This is a genomic window from Lelliottia sp. AC1 (genome assembly GCF_023278595.1).
In the GTDB taxonomy this organism is placed as follows: domain Bacteria; phylum Pseudomonadota; class Gammaproteobacteria; order Enterobacterales; family Enterobacteriaceae; genus Enterobacter; species Enterobacter nimipressuralis.
The window spans coordinates 449,794-469,049 of record NZ_CP025699.1 but is presented as its reverse complement, the minus strand read 5'-3'; the positions used below and the strand labels follow the sequence as shown (position 1 = coordinate 469,049).

Genomic DNA, 19,256 nt, shown 5'->3' with positions numbered 1-19,256 from the left:
GTCGGTCAGCAAATATTGAAAACCACATATCTACTGTGTGTTTAGTACAATCCATCGGCCGCTTTAAAAGAAGGTTCACATGTTAAACAACATTCGTATCGAAGAAGATTTGTTGGGTACCAGGGAAGTTCCAGCGGATGCCTACTACGGTATTCACACTCTGAGAGCGATTGAAAACTTTTACATTAGCAACAACAAAATCAGCGACATCCCTGAATTTGTACGTGGCATGGTGATGGTGAAAAAAGCCGCAGCACTGGCAAACAAAGAGCTGCAAACCATTCCGAAAAGCGCTGCAAATGCCATCATCGCCGCCTGCGATGAAGTGCTGAACAACGGCAAATGCATGGATCAGTTCCCGGTTGATGTCTATCAGGGCGGTGCGGGGACCTCCGTCAACATGAATACCAACGAGGTGCTGGCTAACATCGGCCTTGAACTGATGGGCCACCAGAAAGGTGAGTACCAGTACCTCAATCCAAACGACCACGTTAACAAGTGCCAGTCTACCAACGACGCCTACCCGACCGGTTTCCGTATCGCCGTGTACGCCTCTGTGGTGAAACTGATCGACGCGATTAACCAGCTGGGTGATGGCTTCCAGCGTAAAGCCGTTGAGTTCCAGGACATTCTGAAAATGGGCCGTACCCAGCTGCAGGATGCCGTGCCGATGACCCTCGGCCAGGAATTCCATGCCTTTAACGTGCTGCTGAATGAAGAGACCCGCAACATCCTGCGCACCTCTGAGCTGCTGCTGGAAGTGAACCTTGGCGCCACCGCCATCGGTACGCGTCTGAATACCCCGGACGGCTATCAACAGCTGGCAGTGCAGAAACTGGCGGAAGTCTCCAATCTGGCGGTTGTTCCGGCGGAAGACCTGATCGAAGCGACCTCCGACTGCGGTGCCTACGTGATGGTGCACAGTGCGCTGAAACGTCTGGCAGTGAAACTCTCCAAAATCTGTAACGACCTGCGCCTGCTCTCCTCCGGTCCACGCGCTGGCCTGAACGAAATCAACCTGCCAGAACTGCAGGCCGGTTCGTCCATCATGCCAGCTAAAGTGAACCCGGTGGTGCCAGAAGTGGTTAACCAGGTGTGCTTCAAAGTCATCGGCAACGACATTACCGTGACCATGGCCTCCGAAGCGGGTCAGCTGCAGTTGAACGTCATGGAGCCAGTGATTGGCCAGGCGATGTTTGAATCCATCCACATTCTGACCAATGCCTGCTACAACCTGCTGGAAAAATGCATTAACGGCATCACGGCGAACAAAGCCGTGTGCGAAAGCTTCGTCTATAACTCCATCGGTATCGTCACTTACCTGAACCCGTTCATCGGCCACCATAACGGTGACATCGTCGGGAAGATTTGTGCCGAAACCGGTAAGAGCGTGCGCGAAGTCGTCCTTGAGCGTGGACTGCTGACAGAGGCTGAGCTGGATGATATCTTCTCGGCGCAGAACCTGATGCACCCAGCCTACAAAGCGAAGCGTTATACCGATGAAAGCGAACAATAACAGTTCGGGTTAAACTTCCGAAAGGCACGTCACTTGTGACGTGCCTTTTTGCTTTTATAGGACATCACAAAAATAACATTTACGTATCCAACAACTAACATTCAAGGAAGCGATTATGATTGTCATTGAGCTGATTATCGTTTTAGCGGCGATTTTCCTCGGCGCCAGGCTAGGGGGGATTGGTATCGGCTATGCCGGGGGATTGGGCGTGCTGGTTCTGGCAGCCATTGGTGTCGCACCGGGGAAAATCCCGTTTGACGTTATCTCCATCATCATGGCGGTGATTGCAGCCATCTCGGCCATGCAGATTGCGGGTGGTCTGGATTATCTGGTTAATCAAACGGAAAAACTGCTGCGCAAAAACCCGAAATACATCACCATTCTCGCGCCGGTCGTGACCTACTTCCTGACGATTTTTGCCGGTACCGGCAACATCTCTCTGGCAACGCTGCCGGTTATTGCCGAAGTGGCGAAAGAGCAAGGCATTAAGCCGTGCCGCCCGCTGTCGACTGCTGTGGTGTCCGCGCAGATTGCGATTACCGCCTCGCCGATTTCTGCCGCGGTGGTGTATATGTCATCAGTAATGGAAGGCCATGGCGTTAGCTATATTCATCTGCTCTCCGTGGTGATCCCGTCGACGCTGCTGGCTGTGCTGCTGATGTCGTTCCTGGTCACTATGCTGTTTAACTCCAAACTTTCTGACGATCCGGTGTACCTGAAACGTCTGGAAGAAGGTCTGATCGAACTGCGCGGTGAAAATAAAGTTGAGATCAAACCGCGCGCGAAACTGTCGGTGCTGCTGTTCCTGCTGGGCGTGGTCTGCGTGGTGATTTATGCCATCGTCAACAGCCCAAGCCTCGGCCTGGTGGCAACACCGCTGATGAATACCACCAACGCGATCCTTATTATTATGCTGAGCGTCGCGACCCTGACCACCGTGCTGTGCGGCGTGGAAACGGACAGCATTCTCAGCTCCAGCACCTTCAAAGCCGGGATGAGCGCCTGTATCTGTATCCTCGGCGTGGCGTGGCTGGGTGATACCTTCGTTTCCCACAATATCGACTGGATTAAAGAGACCGCAGGTACCGTAATTCAGGGCCATCCGTGGCTGCTGGCGGTAATTTTCTTTGTGGCTTCCGCGCTGCTGTATTCTCAGGCTGCGACGGCGAAAGCGCTGATGCCGATGGCGCTGGCACTGAACGTGTCTCCACTGACCGCTGTGGCCTCTTTCGCTGCCGTTTCTGGCCTGTTTATTCTGCCAACCTATCCGACGCTGGTCGCGGCCGTGCAGATGGACGATACCGGGACGACGCGCATCGGACGTTTCGTCTTTAACCATCCGTTCTTTATTCCGGGCACGATGGGCGTGGTGTTTGCCGTGTGCTTCGGTTTTCTGATCGGTAGCGTGATTCTTTAAGCTTTCGGTGTTGTAAAAATAGTTAAAGTCGGGCCGCTCAGCGGCCCGATTCATTAATGCCCTCAGGCTCAGCGTGATATAGTGATTTTTTCGCGATGAGGAGGTCGAGTAGTGAATACACCTGACGCTGTCGTTGTACTGTGTACCGCCCCCGATGAAGCCACTGCCCAGGAGCTTGCCGCCAAAGTGCTGGCAGAACAGCTCGCTGCCTGTGTCACGATCCTGCCCGGCGCTACCTCGATGTACTACTGGGAAGGCAAGCTGGAACAGGAGTACGAAGTGCAGATGCTGCTGAAAACCAACGTCTCGCATCAGCAAGCGCTTCTCGACTGCCTCAAGTCTCATCATCCATACCAGACCCCAGAACTGCTGGTGCTGCCAGTGGTTCACGGCGATAACGATTATCTCTCATGGCTCAACGCTTCCTTACGCTGATCCTGCTGCTGTGCAGCACATCAGTTTTTGCCGGGTTGTTCGACGCGCCCGGCCGCTCTAATTTTATTCCCGCCGACCAGGCGTTTGTCTTCGACTTCCAGCAGGACCAGCACGATCTCAATCTGACCTGGCAGGTCAAAGAGGGCTATTACCTCTACCGCAAGCAGGTGAGCATTACCCCCGATCGCGCGACCGTTGGCGAGCCGCAGCTGCCCGCAGGCGAATGGCACGAAGATGAGTTCTACGGCAAAAGCGAAATCTATCGCCATCGGCTGACAGTGCCGGTCACGGTAAATCAGGCCAGTTCAGGGGCCACGCTGACGGTGACATACCAGGGCTGCGCCGACGCAGGTTTCTGCTATCCGCCAGAGACCAAAGTGGTACCGCTGAGCGAAGTGCAGGCGTCCCCTGCACCTTCAGCTCCCGCAGAGGAAACGGATGATACGAGTGCTAAGCTGCCCTTCTCCGCGCTGTGGGCGCTATTGATCGGTATTGGTATCGCCTTCACGCCCTGTGTCCTGCCGATGTATCCCCTGATTTCCGGCATCGTCCTCGGCGGCAAACAGCGTTTATCCACCGCCCGTGCGCTGCTGCTGGCCTTTATCTATGTTCAGGGGATGGCGCTGACATACACCGCCCTTGGCCTGATCGTGGCCGCAGCAGGGCTTCAGTTCCAGGCGGCGCTCCAGCACCCCTATGTGCTCATCGGGCTGTCGGTGGTCTTTACCCTGCTTGCACTGTCGATGTTTGGGTTATTCACCTTGCAGCTGCCGTCGTCACTACAAACACGCCTGACACTGATGAGCAACCGTCAGCAGGGCGGTTCTGCTGGCGGCGTCTTTGCAATGGGCGCCATTGCCGGGCTGATCTGCTCCCCCTGCACTACCGCGCCGCTTAGCGCAATTCTGCTCTACATCGCTCAGAGCGGGAACATGTGGTTCGGTGGCGGGACGCTCTATCTTTATGCACTGGGCATGGGGCTGCCGCTGATTCTGGTCACCGTCTTTGGCAACCGTCTGTTGCCGAAAAGCGGTCCGTGGATGGAAACCGTGAAAACGGCGTTCGGCTTTGTGATTCTGGCCCTGCCGGTATTCCTGCTCGAACGTGTGATTGGCGACGTCTGGGGAGTGCGCCTGTGGGCGCTTCTGGGTGTGGCATTCTTCAGCTGGGCGTTTATTACCAGCCTGCACGCGCAGAAGCCGTGGATGCGGATCGTGCAAATTATCCTGCTGGCCGCCGCGCTGGTGAGCGTGCGTCCCCTTCAGGACTGGGCGTTTGGTTCCCCAGGCGTACAAACCCAGGCGCATCTTAGCTTTACTCAAATTAGTAACGTTGATGAGCTGAACACCGCCCTGGCGCAGGCCAAAGGCAAACCCGTGATGCTCGATCTCTACGCCGACTGGTGCGTGGCCTGTAAAGAGTTTGAAAAATACACCTTTAGCGATCCGCAGGTGCAAAACGCGCTGAAAAATACCGTTCTGCTGCAGGCCAATGTGACGGCCAATAACGCGCAGGACAAGGCTCTGTTAAAACAGCTCAACGTGCTCGGCCTGCCGACTATTTTGTTCTTTAATGAGCAAGGAGAAGAGCAGCCTGCCGGGCGCGTGACGGGATTTATGGATGCCGCAGCGTTCAGCGCGCATTTGCGCGATCGCCAACCGTAAACGACACTGTTAACGGGAGAAACCGTTAGCATTGGGAGGAGAAAACCGTGCAACGTGAAGACGTACTGGGACAAGCCCTGCAATTACTTGAGGTTCAAGGGATCGCCAGCACCACGCTTGAGATGGTTGCCGAACGCATCGATTATCCTCTGGATGAGCTTCGCCGCTTCTGGCCCGATAAAGAAGCGCTGCTGTACGACGCCCTGCGCTATCTGAGCCAGCAGGTGGATATCTGGCGCAGGCAGTTAATGCTTAACGAAGAGCTGACGGACGAGCAGAAAATACTGGCGCGTTATACGGCCCTCGCGGATTGCGTTCGCAACAAACGCTACCCGGGCTGCTTGTTTATCGCCGCCTGCACTTTCTATCCTGATCCAGGGCACCCGATCCATCAGCTGGCGGATCAGCAAAAAAGCGCGGCGCACGACTTTACCCATGAGTTGCTCACCCGACTCGAAGTCGACGATCCCGCAATGGTCGCGCGGCAGATGGAGCTGGTGCTGGAAGGTTGCCTGAGCCGTATGCTGGTCAACCGCAGCCTGGCCGACGTCGAGACGGCGCACCGTCTCGCGGAAGATATCCTGCGTTTTGCGCAGTGCCGTATGGGTGGCGCGCTGACTTAAGCCAGCATGCCTGCCCACGCAGAGATAAGCAGGCATAGCGCCATTACGCGTTGAAAGCGCACCATCGCCACGGTGGTGCGAAACACCCGATTTACCGCCTTTCCCAGCCACGCCCAGCACATCAGACAAGCAATCGAAATGATTAAGAACCAGAGCGCCATCAGCGCCACATCTCGCAGGGCATGCTCACCAACCGGCGCAAACAGGCTCACGACGGCCAACGCCATCATCCATGTCTTTGGATTAATTACCTGTAACAACGCTGCCGCACGTGCCGTAAAACGGTGATGCGAGCCATGTGACAGGTTTGCCGCTGGCGCGCTGAATAACTGCCAGCTCATCCAGCTTAACCACAACACGCCAGCCCAGCTCATCACCTGACGAATCAGCGGGTACTGACGCAACACTTCCCCGGCTCCCGCGCCAGAGATCAGCACGATGGCACTGGCCGCCATACAGCCGCTGACAAGGGCAGGAATCGTCGCCTTCACCCCGTAGTGCTGGCTGTTGGTCAGAACAAGGATATTGGTTGGGCCAGGCGTTATCGAGGCGACAAAAGCAAACAGCAGAAACGGCATCACGTTCACAGGTAGCTCCTTATTTTTGGAGCTCTGACTGTGCCGCTATTTTCTGGAAACGTCTGGAAGGTTTGTGCACAACTTTCGGTAATGGGCTGGGGTGATGCGATAGGCCCGCTGGAACCAGCGTCCAAGATGGCTCTGATCGGCAAAACCCAGCGACGCAGCGACATCCACCGGTAAATCGCCACGAGCCAGCATCTGACGGGCTTTGGCGAGCCGAAGCTGGATAAGCCAGGCGTGAGGTGCCAGATGGAACTCACGTTTGAAACAGCGCGTCAGCGTAAAGCGATCGGTTCCCGTCTCGCGCGCAAGATCAGACAGCCCAAGATTTTCGCCCATATGCGCATACAGATAGTCACGCGCCCGATGTGCCACCGCCGCGCTTTGCAGTTGCGAAGGGAGCCTTTTGCGCCAGTGGCAATGGGAAGTGATCTGCGCCAGCATGTGATCCATCGTGCTTTGCTGGACAATTTTCATCTCATCCTGATGCAGCGCATTAAACGTCTCACCGATGGTGCGAACCAGCTGCGGCTCACGCGTCAGGGTTTGCGCGAAATGGAGTGAATAACTACCGGGCGTGGATTCGTATAGCTCGTGCAGCGTGTTGTTCAGCCACTGTTCGTCCAGATAGAACGTCAGATAGGTAAAGCCGCCCTCGACCGGGGCATCGCCATCATGGATTTCACCGGGTTCAAGCAGAAAGGCATCTCCCGGCTGGCTCTGGTGACGCTCGCGGCGGCAATGGAACTGCTGAGTGCCAGAAAGCGTAATGCCTACCAGATAGCTGTCGTGCCAGTGTGGGTCGAAAGCATGGCCTTCGAAGTGTGCCTTAATGGTTTCAATACCTGTGTCTGCATGCTGACGTAGCTCAAGCCAGTCGTTCGCCATATCGCCCTCCTCTGATCTGTCAGCATTGCTATTTAGCACCCTCCTTGTCTGGAAGATTTGTGCAATTTCGCGGTGCAAACGGGCAGATTGCCGTAAAGTTAAGCAGTTGAACAGCTTTTCCTGAATTAGGGTTGACGACCATCCGGGATTAAGGTTTAATGCGCTCCGTTGCCCGGATAGCTCAGTCGGTAGAGCAGGGGATTGAAAATCCCCGTGTCCTTGGTTCGATTCCGAGTCCGGGCACCACTATTTAGAAAAACCAGCCTTCGGGCTGGTTTTTTGCTTTCTGGGATTCTGGTAGATTTCTGGTCGTTCTGGCCGCTAATGTCGCTGCTTTACCTCTTGAGTTCCGCCTGAGCATCTCCTTTTAGCGACTCCCTGCCCTTCCGGTCACAGTGTCGTTGTCTATTCGGCTTCAAACGGTCAATAAACACTATTTCCAACTTGTATGCCTATCTGGTGGAATCATCACAGCAAGACAGAATCCGGTCTTTGTCCGGTCAGGGGAAGGTAAGCAGCATCACTTCACTTTTGATGTGTGCAAAACTCTACTGCGCCGGTAGGCTTGCTCAACCCCTCACAACCCTGGGAAGGATTCCCGACCTTGTTCACGGTCCTCAATACAATCGGTTACCAGCCCTCCTTCAACCAACTTACTCCCGTCTCCAGTAAGTGATGCTGTGCATCGACCCGTTAAACTCGCAGCCATAAGAGGGCATTTTACACCACTATTTAGATAGACTAAATCGCCACGGATAATCTAGACACTTCCGAGCCGTTGATAATACTGGTTTTTATATTCTGTCGGTGACATCTGATTGCTCGAACCATGCCGACGCTTACTGTTATAAAACATTTCGATGTAATCAAAAATATCGCTGCGGGCTTCTTCCCGCGTTCCGTAGATCTTTTTCTTTATCCGTTCGCGTTTCAGCAACTGGTAAAAGCTTTCTGCAACCGCATTATCGTGACAGTTACCGCGACGGCTCATGCTGCCCTCCAGGCCGTGTGATTTCAGGAACGACTGCCACTCATGGCTTGTGTACTGACTGCCCTGATCCGAATGAACCAGTACCTGTTTTTGGGGATTACGCCGCCATACAGCCATCAGCAGTGCGTTCAGGACAATGTCCTTTGTCATCCGGGATTGCATTGACCAGCCGATGATTTTGCGTGAGAACAGATCAACAACCATGGCAAGATACAGCCAGCTTTCGTGAGTCCTGATGTAGGTTATGTCCGTTACCCAACGCTCATCTGGAGCATCCAGATTAAACTGTCGCTGGAGCCTGTTGGGCGATACGATACTGGCCTCGCCTTTGCGTGCCCGCGGGCCCCGATACCCGACCTGAGCCTTTATCCCGGCACGATTCATCAGTCGCCAGACTCTGTTCACTCCGCACTGTTACCCGCTATCCCGCAAGTCCAGATGGATCTTGCGATAACCATAAACGCAACCGGACTCAAGCCAGAACTGTTTGATCTGTCCCGTCAGTCTCAGATCTACCTGGTGGCGCTGAGAATACGGTTGCTTAAACCAGGCGTAAAAGCCACTGGGATGAACATCCAGCACCCTGCAGAGCATACGAACAGGCCAGCAACGGGAGTTGTCACGAATAAAGGCGTACCTCAGTCGGACAGCTTTGCGAAGTACGCCGCGGCTTTTTTTAATATGTCCCGTTCGTCAGTAACCCGCTTCAGCTCCTTATGGAGTCGGCGGATCTCGGCCTGAGCATCTGGCTGTTCTTTATTAGTGGATGAGTCCGGACCGTACTTCTTTATCCAGGCGTAAAGGCTGTGGGTGGTGATATCGAGACGTGTTGCAACGCTGGAAACAGAATGACCGCGATCAATAACCTGTTTGACTGCTTCAATTTCAAACTCTTCGGGATAACGCTTACCGCTCATGGGCACCTCTCTTTAAGTCATCTTAAATGACTCCGAGGTGTCTGTTAAACCCGTGGCGATTCATCTAGAATTATCAATGAAGACATAAAAAATGATAAGCCAAACGTTCTTACCTCTTTAGCTGAAGTTCAGTAAGATCTGTGGGCATACTGCATTAAAGTTCAAAATGGTCTGGAACTCACCTATTCCTTCAGAAAGATCAGTAAAGGAAAGGTGACGACCAACGAACCTCAAAATATTGGTCAGCGTGTATTCGCCTTATTTGATAAGTCAGATAGAGAATTAAGAGCATTCGATGGCAGTGCTATTAGTTTTGATGATAAAATTGATTGCATATACATACAAAACAAATTCTACACATTCCATAAAAAAAGTTTTGAATCTATTGCGGGACTCGATGCTGAATTTACAGAAGCTGCACAAAAAACGCTAAACACAATTAAAGAGTTTGACCTAATTGATGGCTTGGAGATTATTGAGCAAGCAATTTTACACAAGCAATCTCTACTAAAAACAATTGCTCATATCGCTGAAAAAGGTAATCACACCACAATGAAAAAAGATGAAGTACAATAAATGAATGGTGTGTTAAAAATGTTTCAAGATGAAGAGTTCACTATCAATAAAGATGGAAAAATTGTCATTGAAGACGAAAAGCAAGGAAGAAATTTCCTTAGACTTCTCAATGATTATTACAAGCAAGGAATGACTACAAAAAAATACTACGGTACGGATAGCGGTAACTTAGTAAATCCAGTTAAAAGCTAAGTCTATTCAATACAACGCCCTATCTTATTGAGGGCATTTATTTTCGCAAGCACCCTCATTTTAATTAATCATGCATCACATGATGCCAGCAAAAAATAACAACACCAACCACGACCGCACAAAAGAAAAATATTACCAGCCACCAAATCATAACTATTCAAAGATTACATACAAAAACCTCGCTCTAATCTTAATTAAAAAAAATCATAACACAAATGCATTTAAAAAATTAGAAAATTAATTTTTAATAAAAATCAATATAAAAGAGAGAAAAATCTCTTACAAGCGGCTATAGATGTTTGCGGTTCCTTTTCCCTTTCTGCAACCATTTTATAAGGACTTCTTCAACTATTCCCGCAGGTAAAAACTCCTGCTCCAGACGACCAAGCAGTAAGCCAGTTAAGTAACGATAAAAATCGGCCTCTTCATTAAACAAGCCATCTGGTATTGCTTCCTGTGCTTTTACTGGCTCAGGAACGGCGCTATGGCTGGCATATTGCTCAAACAGCTCAAGATTCATGAGCAAAGCATCAAGCGTCGGACGACAGCACCTGGCTCTCGCCAACATTAACAGTCCCCAGCTATCCATATCTCCCCAATAGGCAATGTGTTTATCATCCAGAACCGGGCTGGATAACCATTGCACGTCAAGGCCGCACCCTAAAATAGCAATAGTATCTGATAATGCTGGAAGTTGATGGAGGCACTGCTCATTTTCAATCACCAGTATACATGATGCAGTCAATGGCGTTTCCGCCAGTTCCGCCGTCGTCACCCGGCATTTTTTAAAAGGAAGCAAGCCCGGCGATAACGGCACAACCAGAACCCAGTGGCTGGACTCATCAAAAGCATCAAGAAAGGTCGTTAAACCCTGCTCGCTGGCTTCGCCTGAAAAACGCACGTCCAGCAGTCGAGTTAATAACGAAACATTATTCTCGATAAATTTGGTATCCACTCCTTGCCCGGAAAGCAACCTTAAAGGCAACCTGTTTGCGCAGCCTGGTTCTAATTGGCAGGCCAGCCTGGCCGCGCTGATGATGTCCTGCGGATCTCTGTAGCGCCAGAGGGAACGATGACTAACCAACAGCGGATGAAAAATAGGATCAACATGCTCAATAATACCTTCCAATAAGCAAAATTCCCGGCTCACCACCGGATCCGCCACAGCGTTGATCCAGTCAGAAGGACCATTCAGGATCCAGCGCAACGGCATTGAGATTGGCGTGTCACTTGCCCGATAATTCACATCTTCCCAGTCCACACGCCCAACCCGAACTTGCCGCCATAGCTGCACATGCTGCAAAACGTACTGCGTTTGCTCTGCGAAAATTGTGGCGGAAGGCTTTCCTATGGACAGACAGAGTGGCCAGTTATCAGGTGAGAGTAAACGCTCAGCCCGAAGTTTGGCGTTTTCCCACTGCCGGGTAAGCTTTTTACGAAGCTCATCAGGAGAAAACATTCTACGCGCTCTCCCGACGCTGATAGTGTTGTTCAAGCTCTTCCCAGCTCAGCGAAGCCATATTTGAATCCTGACCGCGCCGGTGGACGACAATAGCCGATCGAGTATGATCACGCAGGAGGCGTATCTCTTTATTGGGGGTGATAAATACCGCATGTAAGCCAAACTCCCTAAGCGCGGCAATGATCCTACCCGCAACGGCATGAGAGCTACGGGAGAACGCTTCATCGAGGACAATAGTACCAAATAGGGGATAACGACTCCCCGCAGGACAAAGCGCATAGCTAAGTGATGCGGTCAACACGTAAGAAGCGATAATCTCTTTTTCTCCACCGCTACCGCCCTGTGAGCCCGTGCGTGACTCAATCACATTACCGCTCTGACGATCCATCACTGACACGGCGAACTCCAGACGAAAACGGGGATCCAATAACGCCTTCGCCCCCAATGTGCGATTTCGTTCACAGGCATCCCGCAGTTGCGCCACCAGCACCTGCAAAGCCTTATAATGGCTTTCGCCGCTGTCATCAACAAACCGGGCGGCATTCAGTTGTCGCTGTGCTTTTTCAAGCGTGCGCAGACTTTCATGAATCACTTTTTTAGTATCTAAACGCAGGTAGCGATCTGGCTGGAAATCGACCCTGAACATGGTTTCATTGAGTTCGCTGAGGCGCGCCTCAATCACGAGCACCTCATGATCGATATGGCTGAGCAGTTGCGTTACACCATCGTCAGATGAGCGGTTCAGATAATCAAGAAAGCGATTGAGCTTTTCCGGCAGGGCTTCTTCGGTCAACTCCTGCAAACGCTGTAAATAGACAGGAACATCGTCCAAATCAGTCCCAGCCTCAACGAGCGCGCCGGTATCCACACGTTTGGCGTCAGACATACGTTTAGTCAGCTCTATGTTCAGTCGATGCAGATCACCTTTAACACCCTCAATTTCTTGCTGAATCCCCAGTTCATGTTGACGTTCCAGATCGCGAATGTCGGGCAGTTGCTCCAAAGTCACCACAGGAAAATGTGACGCGCACAACGCTTGCTCTTCATCCTGCATACCTTGTTGCGCGGTTTGGTGGGCCTTACGTTCTGCGGTCCGGGCTGAGGTGAGTTGTGTATCCAGCCCATTAGTGACTTTATTGGCGGCTCTGAGCTGCTTATCGAGTTCAGATTCAATCGTTTGAGCTTCATCAAGCTTTGCTTTTGCTACGCTGGCATCAGAATCCGGGCGGATCAGATTCTCCAGCCGCTGCTTGAGCGCTTCCAGTTGGTTCTTCGCGCCGGTAACATCGATGCTATCGTAATCAATCTGTTGTATTTTCTGGAATGAAATGGCCTGGTTTTGCAAAAGCCTCACCTCGCCTTTCGCAAACTCAAATGCCTCGCTTGCAGTTTTAACCTGCTCCTGGAGCACGGCAATTTCTTTGGCAAGGAAGTTCAGGCGATCGCGGTTATCAAATCCCGTCAGCCAGTCTTCATCAAGGCGTTTCTGATCCTGCTTGTCATAAAAACGCTGTTTACCAGACATTAACCCCTGAACCGTCATGGCATGTGGCATATCGCGCAACTGTTCAGGGTTATCAACACAATGCCTGTCACTTTCTGCCAGCAATACTTTGACGGCTTCTCGCCACGGATGATCTTTCCACAACAGCTTGCGGGTATAGCCATCGTCGAAGAACCGAACGAGAGAGTGCGGTAATTTGACCTCCAGTAGCCGCACATGCAGACGGTTGTTGCGCTGATTTATCCAGCGTAACGCTTCCGGAGCAGATTCTGATGAAACAAGAATACGCAGCCGATTACTCCCGATGGCACGCTCAATCGCACCACGCCATTGCGCCTCTTCCGGTTTAACCTGAATCAGTTCAGCGACAAAAGGCAGTTCAGACTCATCAACATTCAGCGCTTTTGCCAGCTCGCTGCGAAATGCCTGATAATGTGCGGGAAGGTTAGAATCCGGCCGACGTGCGATCTCAGCGCGTTCAGTTTCTCGCTCGCGTAGCTCTACGGTGATGTTATGGCTGATCGCATTTTTTTTATACAGCTCTTCTTCTTTCAGCTTTATATCACCATCAAGCCGCTCAAGCCGTAGTTCTACTTCATGCTGATTCGCCTCCAGTTGAGGCTGGGTCAGATCAGACAGCAATCCAAGATTGCGGGTCAACTGTTGATACTGGTGTGCCAGCGTTTCCCGACTGCCAAGCGTTTTTTGCCAGTCTTTGATGCGCTCATTCAGATCATCAATATTCGCGCCTCCCGCCTGGTAATAATGCTGCATGCAATCAGCCACCACCTTTTTTTGCAGCTCAAGTTGAGACAGGATCTGTCCTTCGCGAGTTTGTGCCTCACCAAGCTCGGCTTCAAGACCGTTGACTTTTTCTCGCCAGAGCTGACTTGCCTGTTGTGCAAACCAGATGGGTAACAGTGATTCCAGCACCTTCCTGTCAGTAAGTTGCCGCGCTTGCTTCTGATACTTATCCCAACTCAGGGCAACAGGTTGCAAGGACTGCTGCTGTTTACGCGCCGTTTCCAGCTCCTGATGGATTTCAGTCAGACCATCAAAACTGTTGGCTACTTCCGTCGCGCGATCAAAGGCGGAGCGATCGTCCAGCACAAGCTCGCGAAAAATCTCATCAATGCTGTTCAGCTGTTTTAACCCTGCCGCCCGGTTTAACAGCGTGAACGCATTTTCCCCCACATCGAAGAAATCCCGCAGTCGCGCCAGGTACTGCTTTTTATTCGGGTATGTCCAGATGCCAGTCGCTTCCTTTTCCATTTGCCGCAGCAAACGTGTGCCACCGTCATGGTAAACGTTCAGCCAGTGCTCAAGCGTCTGCCCGGGATTAGCGCTGAACAACCAAAGTCTTTTCATATCCGTCACGCTGGAGCTGGTGGAATCAAACCATAATAGCGCCCCCAGGCGTACCTGTTGCCCTTCACGCTCCAGTGTAGCGGCAATGCCGGTCACTGTTTTACCCGGTCTGGCAATATGCGATTGGCCGTCTCCTCCATCGCCGGGGCCGGATACGCCGCGCACATAGGAGATAAGATCCCTGTCGCTTTCATGACCGCCAGTTGAAGCCAGATTGTAACGAGGATTGGCGCAGAGTAGCGTCATCAAGGCATCGACAAGCGTAGTTTTTCCGCTCCCGGTTGGGCCAATAACGGCAGTCCCTTCATGATGAATTGCAGCCTGATGCAATCCGTGAAAACCGCCCCAGTTGAACAACTCGATGTGGGTAAGAATGAAAGATTCCTGCCCAGTAAGACGAACCACCTGACTCATACGTCCTCCTCACTGCTATCCTTTTCTGACGCATTATCTGGGGAGGTTTGCCGGGCAACCTGTTCCCGCAGCCATACCAGTAATGCCTGAAGATTTATCGGGTCGGCAAGATGAGCGATAATCGGACGAATCACGATCCGCTCATGCGCATCTGGCGACGTGACCAGCCCATGCCCCTTTAGTTGATCCAGCAGGGTAAGCAGCCGGGTACGTTCTTTTGATTCACTCCCCGGATCGCCAAGATAAATCTGGAGCTGAGGGAGAAGATCGTCGATAGCAATCTGCGCCTGACTGGCGCCAGTTCCACTTTCTTGCTCCCAGGCAACAAAATGCTGACGCAGTATGGCAACTAATAATGATTGTTCCAGGTTAAGCCGTTGCCGTCTCACCAGAGGGTGGGACCATTCATCCAGTTCTGGTGTTTCATCAAGCCTGACTTTGACATACAGCAGACCGCGGATCTCATCAATGCCGATATCCAGATCGAGAGGTTCCAGAATGCAGGTAACCTCTTCAGGATGAGTCAGTACTACGCGGTACAAATTGGGTTTAGTGGCCTCTTCAAGCAATCCATATTTGAGCAATTCCTGAGCCGCTTCGCGTATTTTTTTCGACGTTCGCACTTCGCTACGGGTTACCGTTTCCTCAACAGGCGTATCAGCAACCTCTTCGCCCAATGGCTCAGGTTCGCTACCTGCATTTGCGCTAACGCTCCGGCTAATCAGTTTGTCAAAAAATCCCGCCATACCTGTTACTCCCAATCAATATCCATTAATACCTGACTTTCCAGACCGGTAGTGGGAAGATTAAATCGCCAGCGACGCCCCTTCTCATCGCTAAGCTCAGAAAATTCACGTTTTGAATCAATAACCTCAATACCCGCTTCTCTTGCCATGCCAATCCAGACAGCGAACGTTTCGAGATCATGAACAGAGGGTAACAGCGCCGCCAGCTCAGCCAGACCAACGGGGCGATTTTCTTTTGCCAAAAGCAGCAACGTCTGCTGAATCAACGCCTCACGATCAAGACCGTTGAAAGCATCCCAGAAATCATCTCCAATCTGCGTTAAATCCGCGGCATGATTACTGAGATCCAACATTTGTTCCGCTTCATCATCCACTTCTTTAAAACGTAAACGTTCAATCGCAGGGATGCCCGTTACCGCCACACCAACGGCAGGAAGCGGAACCTCTTGTTTGCGAATCATCTGGCGCTGCCAGTCGAGCTTTAATGCCTGGTTCAGAAATTCGTTAAGCAGATGACCAACGCGGTGGTGTTCAGCAGCAAGACCGGTTTTCATAAAACCGCGGACATCGCGCTCGCTACGGGCACGAGCCTGGAGGACGGTTTGCGATTCATCTACGAGGCGTTTAACCAGCCAGCGCAAGTCGTAACGCTGTAGACGGTTGAGTGCATAGGAAGCCGACGGATGGCTAAGGATTACGCGCAGTCGGTCGCTCATTGCCGTTAGCTCGGCTGACTGGCGTAGCTGTTGCTGAAAACTGTCGAAGACTCTTCCTTCCGGCGTATTAAGCAACGCGTCCTGATCGTTCAGCAGACGCTCCACAATATCGCCGCGATGATACTGCTCGCCGATAATGGATTGCCGAAGCGCGCGATCGGCCTCACGCCAGGAGTCTTCAACGCGACGAAAGTCAGCCCGCAGGCTGGAAGCCAGATTGAAAACCTCACGAATATGTTCAACCGCCTGGTGTGTTTCCAGCACTTCTATATGCCCAGCTTCCGCCTCCTGTAATTCACGTTCCAGCTCGGCAATACGACGACGTAAGGTTGAAACTCGGTTTGCCGGATTAGGATTAAGCCGGGTTTCCAGATTTTCAATTTCTCGCTGTACGGTGGACAATCGAGAAGCCGTAGAGGTCATGAAACGATTATCCAGTGATTCAACAAACGTAATTGCGACCTCAAGCGCATCAGTGGCGAAGATACGCCCATCCCGTTCAACAATTAAACGGCGTTTAATCCATTCCCGCAGTTCACGGCTGGCCTGAAGAGATGGATTTTCCTGATTAATCTCGTACTGTTCCTGACTCACATGCTCAACAAGAATGACGGTAAGAGACTGAATCGCCTCCTCAAGAGGGATGCCATCATGTGATTTTTCAAACAGTGCTTTCAGGCTACTCAGTACTAATGGGGAGCGACGAGTAGCAAGAAGTACCCATGCAGGATGCTGGTTTTTTGCTGAAATGTAACTTTCCGTACGCTGCCTTGTGTTTTCTTCCATGTAACTGAACCTTCAACAATGCGGGTTGAGATACCAGACTGCGATAATTCGCCGTTGCGGATTTTTTCTTCAGAAGACCGCCTTACTTTATGATTTTTATCACAATATTTGATCCAGGTACTTTTCTTCAGAAACCGGAAAATATTGCCCCCACGCTCGATATATTCAAGAAAGATATAAAGACAGGCCGCGGAACAATTTCTAAGACCACACTGACCTTACCATTAACCGATAATCAAATTGATGACAGAGCTAACAGAGCTATAGGGAAAGCCCCACTAATTTAATGATGCAACAAAAGTCTTCCACTACCGTGCAGTTTCACGTACGCTGTGCGGCTGGATTTCTCCCAGCGAAAATTCGCAGAGATACCCATGAACCGCAAATATACGCCATTCATCTCCCTCTCTCGCCGTAAACGCCGGGCTAAAACTCTTAAAATCAAAACCCTTATCAACCGTGAGCGGGAAATCTGGGGTGGGCTCTTCTATGACGAATGCGATCATGCAACAGCCGTTGCCAGCGGAAACTGGTGCTGGAGCGATATTGTTTTTCTTGGACACGATCCGGCTGCCTTCTGGAATGCAGAGATCATAACCGCCAATGTCGCTTTTGCCGATACCGTAGAAGAAGCGGTATTAAATGAAGCCATGCTTCTGCTGGAAGCAGCTGGTAAGCAGAATGCGGTCCTCTCTGATAACAGCCCAGATAATATCATCGGCCACATATTGCTTCGTAGATCCGAGAAAACCTATTCGATATTTAACGGCTTAACCTTCAATGATTTTACCGATAAACGAGCGCTGGAGATTGCCCGGGATGCTCCCCCGGCAGTTTACCGCGGCTACCGCATCTTACCGGGTTTCGCTTCCGGAATTGGCTTGAAGATGGTCGTTGAGGCTGACGTCTTAAACCAGACTCTGATTGAAGCAACTATTCAAGATTTTCTTGCCCGCGGAGAGCACAACTGGGTCTCTGACATGCCTTCACCGGTCCGCTATGCGGGACAAGATATCTGTAACCAACTTGACACAAAAAGCTGAGCATTTACGGGAACGAACCTTGAAAAACAAAGCCGCATACCTCATAGCCGCGCGGTTAATGGCCGCGCTCAATATGAGGAAAAACCATGGCACGAACTCGCGCAGAAAGGCGCCACCATATGCGTCGAATGAAACAAAGACGGCAACACGACAATGCAGTTGGCGACGGTTGTCCAAAACATCTGGATCGTCATTATAAAACTCCGTGTAGCTGTTCCTGCTGGATGTGTGGGCACCAACGTTACTGGTATGGACCAGGTATACAGGAGCAACGCGTACGAGCAAAAAATACCTGAGGAGGGCATATGAGGTAACTATCTTTGAACAGGAACCTAAAATGTCTGTTTTTAACACACGACGAGACCGTGACCGGAACGATAAACCAAAACCACATTACCATGTTGGTTACCCTGGATTCGATGGCAAGATGATGCACCATTACGATCGCATCTCAGGATTCTGGCCGAACTGGAACACCTGTCATTGTCCGTCAGCCTGGACACGTATGTTTATGACCAGCCACGCCGGGCAAAAGAATCTGTCGCTATCGGGCGGATAATGAAAGGAACCGATCCCGACGGGATACTCTTCCCTCACCGAACGAAGCCATATGTATATTATTACTGAACCTTGCCCCCTTCCAGGGGCTTTATTACCAGAGTCAGCCGTGATCGATTGTTAATATCCAGGTAAAACGAGCCATACCTTAGTACAGAACTGGCACGAGTTTTGAAAATCCCCGTGTCCTTGATTCGATTCCGAGTCCGGCACCACTATTTAGAAAAACCAGCCTTAGGGCTGGTTTTTTGCTTTTGGGGTTTCGGTAGATTCTGGCCGCTTCATTCAACTCTATGGATTGCTTCCCCACAGTCTGAACGCCTCTTTTCAGCATTACTTCGCTCGAATTCCACTACTCGACTTACTTTTTCACGCTTATAGCGGCGCTATAAGAGGCTGGCTCTTTGTATAAAAGGGTTTTGATGCGATTGAGGAGGGTAATTCGTGACTGGATCGAAGGACAATAACTAGACTGTTTGGCTGGTCCGGGACTATTTTTGTATAAAGATAAAAACGCAAAAAGGCCATCCTTGCGGATGGCCTCTTCACTTGTTTGATGTCTGGCAGTTCCCTACTCTCACATGGGGAGACCCCACACTACCATCGGCGCTACGGCGTTTCACTTCTGAGTTCGGCATGGGGTCAGGTGGGACCACCGCGCTAAAGCCGCCAGGCAAATTCTGTTATCAACACGCATTCCTGCGTATCAAGTAATCTGTATCAGCTGAAAATCGACTGTCTCTGCTTCGCCAAAACATCTTCGGCGTTGTAAGGTTAAGCCTCACGGTTCATTAGTACTGGTTAGCTCAATACATCGCTGCACTTACACACCCAGCCTATCAACGTCGTAGTCTTCAAC

Annotated in this window: 14 protein-coding genes, 1 tRNA gene, 1 rRNA gene, 2 pseudogenes and 1 other annotated feature; of the genes and pseudogenes, 9 read left to right on the top strand and 9 right to left on the bottom strand. The window is 51.2% G+C overall.

From position 1 onward, the window contains the following. Window positions 1-79 precede the first annotated feature (79 nt). From aspA to C0560_RS02195, 5 genes are all read left to right on the top strand, one after another. Window positions 80-1,516 carry an aspartate ammonia-lyase gene (gene aspA, locus C0560_RS02215; protein ID WP_100777921.1) on the top strand — a complete coding sequence of 479 codons (1,437 nt, stop codon included), beginning with the start codon at window positions 80-82 and terminating at the stop codon, window positions 1,514-1,516. A gap of 115 nt (window positions 1,517-1,631) precedes the next feature. Then, on the top strand, window positions 1,632-2,933 hold the full coding sequence (locus C0560_RS02210) for an anaerobic C4-dicarboxylate transporter (RefSeq protein WP_123429633.1): 1,302 nt from the start codon (window positions 1,632-1,634) through the stop codon (window positions 2,931-2,933). 111 nt (window positions 2,934-3,044) lie between these two features. Continuing rightward, entirely contained in the window at window positions 3,045-3,368 is a 324-nt protein-coding gene (gene cutA / locus C0560_RS02205) for a divalent cation tolerance protein CutA (RefSeq protein WP_100777923.1), read from the top strand. Further along, window positions 3,344-5,032 (top strand): protein-disulfide reductase DsbD, encoded by a 1,689-nt coding sequence (locus C0560_RS02200; RefSeq protein ID WP_248859530.1) that lies wholly within the window; start codon window positions 3,344-3,346, stop codon window positions 5,030-5,032. The genes cutA and C0560_RS02200 overlap by 25 nt, the downstream gene beginning before the upstream one ends. A 47-nt stretch (window positions 5,033-5,079) precedes the next feature. After that, window positions 5,080-5,655, top strand: a complete 576-nt coding sequence (locus C0560_RS02195) for a transcriptional regulator (RefSeq protein WP_102104422.1) — start codon at window positions 5,080-5,082, stop codon at window positions 5,653-5,655. On the opposite strand, the gene C0560_RS02190 is transcribed toward C0560_RS02195, so the two are convergent. After that, complete coding sequence (locus C0560_RS02190) at window positions 5,652-6,242, bottom strand: LysE family translocator (RefSeq protein ID WP_123429636.1); 591 nt, start codon at window positions 6,240-6,242, stop codon at window positions 5,652-5,654. The two genes, C0560_RS02195 and C0560_RS02190, sit on opposite strands and share 4 nt — an antisense overlap. Before the next feature lie 36 nt (window positions 6,243-6,278). After that, window positions 6,279-7,124, bottom strand: coding sequence for an AraC family transcriptional regulator (locus C0560_RS02185; protein ID WP_248859529.1), 846 nt, complete (start codon window positions 7,122-7,124; stop codon window positions 6,279-6,281). A gap of 170 nt (window positions 7,125-7,294) precedes the next feature. Here C0560_RS02185 and C0560_RS02180 point away from each other — a divergent pair. After that, window positions 7,295-7,370 (top strand) — tRNA-Phe (locus C0560_RS02180). A 514-nt stretch (window positions 7,371-7,884) separates the two neighbouring features. On the opposite strand, the pseudogene C0560_RS02175 reads toward C0560_RS02180, so the two are convergent. Then, window positions 7,885-9,032 (bottom strand): annotated as a pseudogene (locus C0560_RS02175) (IS3 family transposase). 138 nt (window positions 9,033-9,170) lie between these two features. On the opposite strand from C0560_RS02175, the gene C0560_RS02170 reads away from it, so the two are divergent. Both C0560_RS02170 and C0560_RS02165 read left to right on the top strand, forming a co-directional pair. Continuing rightward, complete coding sequence (locus C0560_RS02170) at window positions 9,171-9,608, top strand: Kiwa anti-phage protein KwaB-like domain-containing protein (protein WP_305884096.1); 438 nt, start codon at window positions 9,171-9,173, stop codon at window positions 9,606-9,608. Further along, entirely contained in the window at window positions 9,609-9,800 is a 192-nt protein-coding gene (locus tag C0560_RS02165; protein ID WP_248859528.1) for a hypothetical protein, read from the top strand. 289 nt (window positions 9,801-10,089) lie between these two features. Here C0560_RS02165 and C0560_RS02160 read toward each other — a convergent pair whose 3' ends face one another. The 5 genes and pseudogenes from C0560_RS02160 to C0560_RS02145 all read right to left on the bottom strand — a co-directional run bounded on the left by C0560_RS02160 (window position 10,090) and on the right by C0560_RS02145 (window position 16,796). After that, on the bottom strand, window positions 10,090-11,259 hold the full coding sequence (locus tag C0560_RS02160; protein ID WP_248859527.1) for a DUF3322 domain-containing protein: 1,170 nt from the start codon (window positions 11,257-11,259) through the stop codon (window positions 10,090-10,092). A 1-nt stretch (window position 11,260) separates the two neighbouring features. Further along, a complete protein-coding gene (locus C0560_RS20980) occupies window positions 11,261-12,607 on the bottom strand; it encodes an SbcC/MukB-like Walker B domain-containing protein (RefSeq protein ID WP_371923379.1) in 1,347 nt (448 codons plus the stop codon). 1,737 nt (window positions 12,608-14,344) lie between these two features. Further along, a pseudogene (locus C0560_RS20975) lies at window positions 14,345-14,548 on the bottom strand (ATP-binding protein); the annotation flags it as partial. Then, window positions 14,545-15,294 (bottom strand): DUF4194 domain-containing protein, encoded by a 750-nt coding sequence (locus C0560_RS02150; RefSeq protein ID WP_248859525.1) that lies wholly within the window; start codon window positions 15,292-15,294, stop codon window positions 14,545-14,547. The gene C0560_RS02150 and the pseudogene C0560_RS20975, both read right to left, overlap by 4 nt. 5 nt (window positions 15,295-15,299) lie before the next feature. Continuing rightward, window positions 15,300-16,796 (bottom strand): DUF3375 domain-containing protein, encoded by a 1,497-nt coding sequence (locus tag C0560_RS02145; RefSeq protein WP_248859524.1) that lies wholly within the window; start codon window positions 16,794-16,796, stop codon window positions 15,300-15,302. 374 nt (window positions 16,797-17,170) lie between these two features. Here C0560_RS02145 and C0560_RS02140 point away from each other — a divergent pair, with 374 nt between their 5' ends. Further along, window positions 17,171-17,839, top strand: coding sequence for a hypothetical protein (locus C0560_RS02140; RefSeq protein WP_248859523.1), 669 nt, complete (start codon window positions 17,171-17,173; stop codon window positions 17,837-17,839). Window positions 17,840-18,955: 1,116 nt separating this feature from the next. Here C0560_RS02140 and rrf read toward each other — a convergent pair. Beyond that, window positions 18,956-19,071 (bottom strand): 5S ribosomal RNA (rrf, locus tag C0560_RS02135). Between the two features lie 116 nt (window positions 19,072-19,187). Beyond that, window positions 19,188-19,256 (bottom strand) — a sequence feature (23S ribosomal RNA rRNA prediction is too short).